Here is a 6,853-nt window from a genome sequence, read left to right on the forward strand (position 1 = left end):
ATCGATGGGCTCGGCGTCCCCAGCTTCTTCCAAGCCGACAGCCGGTGCGGCGGACTGCAAGATCAAGGGCAACATCAGCGCCAAAGGCGAGCGGATCTATCATGTCCCGGGCAGCCGGCACTATCATCGCACGGTTCTGAACGAGGCCGCTGGGGGGCGCTGGTTCTGTTCCGAAAGCGAGGCGATCGCGGCCGGGTGGAGAGCACCGCGGGGATGACTGAACGCTCGCGGTGCAGATCTCCTCTCGTCACCTCAAACGCGATCAGGTCTCGATGACTTGTCCAGCTGAATGACCAGACGGCCCTGCCCTTTTGAGGGCCGACTCTCCGAGGGGTTTTGGTCCACGTCTTTGTCGACGAGGCGCATCAATTCCTCAAGAGTCCAGCGTTTCGCTCGTCGCACTGTGGATCGCTTCATGATCCCCTCCCCTCGGAAACATCAGGGGCGTGGCCGGATCGGGAGCTCAATTTTGACGAGGTGTCCGGTGATAGGATCGAGAATGGTCATGGGTCGTCCTCTCTCGTTCGGGCAAACGACTAACGCTGGCAGCCTGAAAGAGGTCAGATTGAGTTGTGGCTATGGTTACGAGACAGTTACCCAAGGTGGCACTGCCACCCGGAAGCGGAGCGAGGCGGTACATCCGCGCCCTGTCCGTTTCGTTGGGAGAGCGCTGATCCGGGAATTCTTCAGCGGATCAGCCACAGCATGCTCGCCGCCATATGATTAACGACTGGTTAAGATTACCCTCTCCATCGCAGTTGCAGAAAGTTTTCTTGGCGTGCCATGTGACCGCCCTCCATGCGCTGGATCGGACAATCCAACGACAGCCGGATAATCTGAACCTGACTAGAGAGCCGAGCGATCCACAACAACCTCACGCGGATCCTATCGTCGCGCAACGCAAGGAAGTTCGGGTAGCGCAGGGATGCTGTCCCTCGGCAACTCCGTGAACGCGACCTGGACCTGGTAAGGGTCTTCCCCCCTGATCCAAACCTATTAGAGCTTTGAGGCCCGTCGAAAGGGACCAGCCCAGAGGCGCGAGCTTATCGACGTGATCCTTGTGTAACCTCAGGATCAAAGACCTGAGTACATTGTCGTCACAACATACCAATCCGAAATCTAATGTTACGCTTCCGAGCATCGCCGTGTTACGTCACGTCAGGATATACCCAGAAGATACGCCCTTGGAGGGTTGAGGATTGAGCTTTCCCAATTTAGCATTGCGGGAACAAAAAGGGGGCATGAGCAGTCGCTCGCAAGATCTGAATGTCTGATGGAAATAACTCGAAGCGGGACCACTCAGCCGTTGGACCTGCACTGGGCTACTATTACCAGGCCCTTTTTGCTCTGATGATCTTGCTCGATGAGGAGCAGGATGATGCAATAATTGGCATTGAGGTTGGGGACGACGTCGACCTACAGGCTGGCTTGATTAAGTCCCTTATCCAGCTAAAACATTCCATCGATGCCGCCTCCACAATATCTGTAAAAAGCGAGCAGATCTGGAGAACAATCAAGGTATGGATTGATAGCCTTAGCGAGATTGACCTCGTCAATACAAACCTGATTATCGCAACTATCGCTACGATAGCGGATGACAGCCCACTCAATGCTCTACTAACGCCACCAGACGGGGACAGCAGAGCGGGGCTCCGAGCTGCTCTTGAAGATGAAGCTGCAAGGGTGGTGGCCGAATATGAGGCTGAAAGCGACCCGCAGAAGAAGCCGCATAAGAAAAAATATCCAGGCTGCAAGGCGTTTGCTGCACTCTCTTCGACTTTGCAGCGGGAACTGATCGACCGTATCACAGCAAGACCAAACTCACCTCAGATCCAAAATATCGAAGCTGAAGTCGCAAGCAAACTGCGACTGATCCAACCAGAGTTCCGAGCTGAAGCCGCGAAGCGTTTAACGCAATGGTGGGATAGAGAGGTAGTTCTCTCTCTTACTGGGGTACGTTCGAGGTTCCTGAGCCGCACTGAGCTTCAAGCTGAGCTAACTCGAATTATAGCTGACATACAGCAGGATCGCCTACTTCCCGATTTTGAGTCGGTCGATCCACCTATTGATTACGAGCCGGACAACATGCTTGTCCGACAGATCGAGCTCGTCGACGGAACCGCGTCAGAAATAAGACGCGCTATTCGCGAAGAATGGCGAGCACGAGAGCAGCGGTCAAAGTGGATAAATGAGCGACCTGGCTTGGCATCTAAAATCCATCGCTATGATCTGATCCTCCGCGAGCATTGGGATGACCTACACTCGCTGCTTCGAGAAGCTGCTGACAGCTGCGACGAGAACGAAAACAGAAAGAAAGGTCGAGAGCTGCTCTCTTGGAGCCATACCAAAGCACCGTTGGAAATCCAGCCATTCGCTGAAGGCTGGCAGTCTCCTTATTACGTTAGAGGCAGCTATCAAGTCTTGTCAGTCAATCTCAGGATTGGGTGGCACCCGAAATACGACCAACATCTGTCCGACGAATGACCTCCGCAAAAACACTCGACTTATTCGCAGAGACTAACCCGGCATTCTGTGCATTGACTCTCGCCATGTTCTGCCAACGCTTCCAGGAAAAGCAGAAGGAGGGTGCAGAACTCGCCATCCTGTATCTGATCCCCCCAATCTGCCTGTCTCTGGAACTCGCGGACACATTCAATGGAACGAATAAGAATACCGGATTCTTGATGTGGATTGAGCGGTCTCCCAAGGTCCTTTCTGGTCTCGCAGAACGGATCAATGCATCTCTTGAGATCACGACTGACGCGGTTCGCTTCGGCGTCCTACTTGGTCTGCTCAGCTTGGAGCCGGACGGCCGCGTTAAATTCCAAAAGGCTGGGATGAAGAAGGCGCTTCCAGCGTCATCTGACAATTTAGCTGTAGGCGCTATCAAGCGAGCTGAACGGCTCGGCTACTGGCTCAGTGAGGTTCGCTCCTCACAAACCATCTTCAATGCACTTGGGATCTCTATTTAGATGCGCTGGAATATCGAAACCATTTTCTATTTGAGCCATGATGGCCGCAGGCGCGACATCAAACTCGAAAAGGGTGCGGTGAACATCATTACTGGCGCTTCGGGCACTGGTAAGTCGGCCATTATAAAAACAATTGATTATTGCCTTGGGTCGTCCAAATGCGAACTCCCAAGCTACATCAAGCGCCGCTGCGCAGCGGTAGGAGTTAAATGGGTCAGTTCAGGAACAGAGTTAGTTGTTGGCCGGTTAGTGCCTCCCGGCGAACAAAAATCAACTAACCGGATGTTCGTAAGCTATGGCCACAGGACTCCGATACCAGACACTGTGAGAGAGTTTGCTGGACCAACTGCGATAGAAGCCGCTCGCAACACTATCGAACGCCTGTTCGGACTTGGTGATATTCAGTCGGAAGGCACTGTTGGCCAGGATACAGGCGATCACGTGTCAGTCAGACATATGACTCCTTACATCTTCCTGACGAAAGAGGTCATCGATAGTGAGACCGTTCTTCTCCATGGGTTAGACGATAAGGATAAGGCGGACAGCATCGTCGCAGCGATGCCTTATTTTCTTGGAGTCACCAACGAGGAAACTCTTAATGCTGAGCGGCGCTTGCGACAGCTTCGAAAAGCATTGGAAGTCCAGACCGCTCGGGAGAAGGCGCGGATCTCGGCACAAACGCAGGTGGCACAACGGGCCTATGGTCTTCTCGCGGAAGCGGCGCAACTCGGTATAGCGGAGGAGCCTACCCCCGAGATGTCAGAGGCCGCTCTACTTCAGAGGTTAGCCAGCCTACTGGAAGCTCCGCTTTCCTCAACACAGCGACCCGATGATACTGATTTGATAGAGCTGTATGAGGAACGTCGCCAAGTCCTTAATGAGATCGGCACAAGGAAACGGCAACGCCAAGTCGCACGAGAAACCTCCGAAACCGCCGTTGGTTACTCTGCAGCAGTTAAGAGCCAACTTCACAAGGTAAGCCTTGCTGAGCATCTGCATTTAGAGAACGTAGCTACGGTTTGCCCGGTTTGTGAGCAACACACTGAGAAGGGGCAACAAGTAGCTCGCATGCTCCAGGCATCGCTGGAGCGCCTTCGGAAGGAGAATACTGTCGCGGAGCGACATAGACCACGCCTCCAGCGGTATGTAGACGAAGTTGAGACGGAGATCGCGGCCCTTCAGGAGCGTCTGCGCCGAGTTGATATCGCGATCAAGTCTCTCTTGGATCGCATTGAAGATGCTCGAAAAATCGAGAGCGTATCCGACTTAGTTTCACGGGTCCTCGGTCGAATTTCCTACTTTCTGGAGACTGCCGAGGAGCAATCTACTGGCGCAAAGAACCTTGAGCCTTTGCGCAGGGAGATCGACAGGTTGGAGGCTATAGTTAATAAGGAAGCTGTTGAGGTGCGACTGCAGTGGGCAGAGTCTGAGGTTTCCCGGTTCGCATCGGAGATATTCCACGAGCTTCCAGTCGTTGACCCGTGCATAGGTGCAGATCTGCAATTTTCCGCAAAACGCGCAGATATTCGGATTGTTGAGAACAACCCGAGACGCAGCATCCTACGAATCCCAGAAGTCGGTTCGGACCAGAACTATTTGGCTATCCATATTGCCTTGAGCTTCGGCCTCCACAGACACTTCAGCAAAATAGATGCCCCGATTCCTGGACTGCTAGTGTTGGATCAGGTCAGCCGCCCCTACTTCCCGGCCTCCGAAGAGCAGGACGTTAGGGAGCTGGCTATTGACGAGGACACAGCAGCTCTCAAACGCCACATCGACTTCATATTTTCAGAAGTGGAGCGACAACAGGACCTGCAAGTCATTCTCTTGGAGCATGCATACTTCGCCGACGACCCAAAATTCGTCGACGCAACCAAGATGCGATGGACTAGGGCCTCTGGTGAGAAGCTGATCCCCACCGATTGGCCAACAAAGTGATCTCGCTGAAAACGTCGTTTCTGGAATGCGGGTAGGCTAAGGGGGGATTGAAAAATCCTCCCACGGACTAGAGCCATTTCAGGGACGGTTACAAAAATATCCTGATCTTGGACCCATCCCCCTGCCACACAGGCGCCACAGCAAGATAGCTGGCGACGCTCTCCTTGCTGTCTTATCAGGTCAAACTGTAACCTCTTGCAGACGCGCCGAAGGTCGCTTAAAAGGCTACTAAGCGGCTGAATTGTCACGCGATTTGGAGCGCCCGATTGACCACGTTCGCGACCCGGAGAGGTGGCAGAGTGGTTGAATGCACCGCACTCGAAATGCGGCATACGGGCTGGAGACTTCGCTAAGGAACCTGAATTGTGCAGTTCTGCGGGACTAAGGGTGGCCGGGCACATCACATGAACGCGCTAGAACGGCTCGCCACCTTGAGAGCACAATCTCCTTAGTTGTGCCACGTTGCATAGCGCACGTCAGTCGGCCCAACGACTAATGTTGAGGCGCTTGATGACCAGCGATTTGCGAAGACGCGTCAACGGCCCAAATCGCTGAGATAAGAAAAAGCCCGGCCCCAGGCGCGACAATTCAGGCACAGCCTTCCAGAGGAAACTGCCGACACGGCAGCGCCGGAAGACGGCTTCGTTCCTCAATCCACGCCTGAGCCTTTGCAATCAAGGCCTTCTGGACAGAAGCAAGGATCACGGGAGGACGCTGTCCACGACGAGTGATGAAGCCGATCCAGTCGACCTGCGTGCGCCGCAGCCGGATCTGGTACCCATGGTGCTCGAGCATGGTGACGGTGCTCGTCTCCTGCTCTGGATCTCTCTCGATCCGGTTGTTCGTCATCGTTCTTCAGTCTTCACACGAGCAGGAGAGCCTTTCTCTCGTTCGGCAGCGCTCTCCATCCGGCGACACGAGCCCCTCCGTCTGTAACTTGAGCAGGTGCGCGACCACGTTTCGTTCGGCTGCCCGCCGCAGCCAGGGGTGCGTCTTCGAGTAGAGCCGATCGACCAGATCCCACGTCGTGCAAGGGCCATCGCGAAGCGTTCGGAGAATGGCCTCTTCGCGCCTCAGGCGATGATCGAGCAGGTCCTCAACATAGGGTTTAGGATTCGGCAGCGGCGGACCATGACCCGGCAAATACAGGCGGTCGTCCCGGCTGAGCATTAGACGCAGGCTGGCGACGTAAGCGGCCATGTCGCCGCCTGGCGGGGAGACAATACTGCTCGACCAGGACATGACATGATCGGCGCTGAAGACGATGCCGTCGGGACGAGCGAAGCAGAGGTGATCGCTGGCATGGCCCGGCGTGTGGAGTGCGGTCATGCCAGCCACCGTGTCGCCATCCCGCAGCAGAATATCGGGCAAGAAGGCGGGATCGGCGCTGAGATGGAAAGCGTACGTGGCGGCGCCAGTGCGGGCTTTGAGGGCGGCGGTCGCACCGAGATGATCGGAATGGGTATGACTGAGCAGGATCGCAGAAACCTGCCCCCGGGTCGCTGTCAGGACATCCTTGAGGTGACCGTCATCATCCGGGCCAGGGTCGAGCACGACGAAGCCATCGTCCGCCTCAATGAGGTAGGTGTTGGTGCCGTGATAGGTCATCAGGCTGGGATTGTTAGCGACAATCCGAGAGATGCCCGGCACGACCGGCAGCGCTACTCCGCGTTCAGGATCTGGTTCAGTGAGAAACGCCATCTGGCTCACACTCGACCAGAGCTAGTCGTAACGCCGTCATCGCCGGCGCCAGTCCCTGAGATGAGGATCTGTTGGCCGTTCTGCCGAATGTTCATAGCCTGCCCCGTTGATGTTCACATATTGACGTAGTTGGGTCCGCCGCCGCCCTCGGGGGTGATCCAGGTGATGTTCTGGTTGGGGTCCTTGATGTCGCAGGTCTTGCAGTGGACGCAGTTCTGGGCGTTGATCTGGAAGCGCACGCC

At 55.3% G+C, this 6,853-nt stretch carries 7 protein-coding genes; 4 read left to right on the plus strand and 3 right to left on the minus strand.

Annotated features, from left to right (window positions below; genetic code table 11):
* Window positions 1-4 precede the first annotated feature (4 nt).
* From GR328_RS27555 to GR328_RS19200, 4 genes are all read left to right on the plus strand, one after another.
* The gene (locus GR328_RS27555; RefSeq protein WP_246215973.1) at window positions 5-217 is read left to right on the plus strand and encodes a sunset domain-containing protein; all 213 of its coding nucleotides are present in this window, start codon (window positions 5-7) and stop codon (window positions 215-217) included.
* Window positions 218-1,266: 1,049 nt separating this feature from the next.
* A complete protein-coding gene (locus GR328_RS19190) occupies window positions 1,267-2,484 on the plus strand; it encodes an ABC-three component system protein (protein ID WP_160886649.1) in 1,218 nt (405 codons plus the stop codon).
* Window positions 2,481-2,972 carry a three component ABC system middle component gene (locus GR328_RS19195; RefSeq protein WP_160886651.1) on the plus strand — a complete coding sequence of 164 codons (492 nt, stop codon included), beginning with the start codon at window positions 2,481-2,483 and terminating at the stop codon, window positions 2,970-2,972. Before GR328_RS19190 ends, GR328_RS19195 begins: the two co-directional genes overlap by 4 nt.
* Window positions 2,973-4,910, plus strand: a complete 1,938-nt coding sequence (locus GR328_RS19200) for a DUF3732 domain-containing protein (protein ID WP_160886653.1) — start codon at window positions 2,973-2,975, stop codon at window positions 4,908-4,910. It abuts the gene before it with no gap.
* 588 nt (window positions 4,911-5,498) lie between these two features.
* Here GR328_RS19200 and GR328_RS19205 read toward each other — a convergent pair.
* From GR328_RS19205 to GR328_RS19215, 3 genes are all read right to left on the minus strand, one after another.
* On the minus strand, window positions 5,499-5,759 hold the full coding sequence (locus GR328_RS19205; protein WP_160886655.1) for a hypothetical protein: 261 nt from the start codon (window positions 5,757-5,759) through the stop codon (window positions 5,499-5,501).
* A gap of 6 nt (window positions 5,760-5,765) precedes the next feature.
* Complete coding sequence (locus GR328_RS19210; protein ID WP_160886657.1) at window positions 5,766-6,611, minus strand: MBL fold metallo-hydrolase; 846 nt, start codon at window positions 6,609-6,611, stop codon at window positions 5,766-5,768.
* A 113-nt stretch (window positions 6,612-6,724) separates the two neighbouring features.
* Window positions 6,725-6,853, minus strand: a 129-nt coding sequence (locus GR328_RS19215) for a 4Fe-4S dicluster domain-containing protein (RefSeq protein WP_160885552.1), incomplete at its 5' end; no start/stop codon positions are given.

It is taken from the genome of Microvirga makkahensis (genome assembly GCF_009830105.1).
GTDB lineage: Bacteria > Pseudomonadota > Alphaproteobacteria > Rhizobiales > Beijerinckiaceae > Microvirga > Microvirga makkahensis.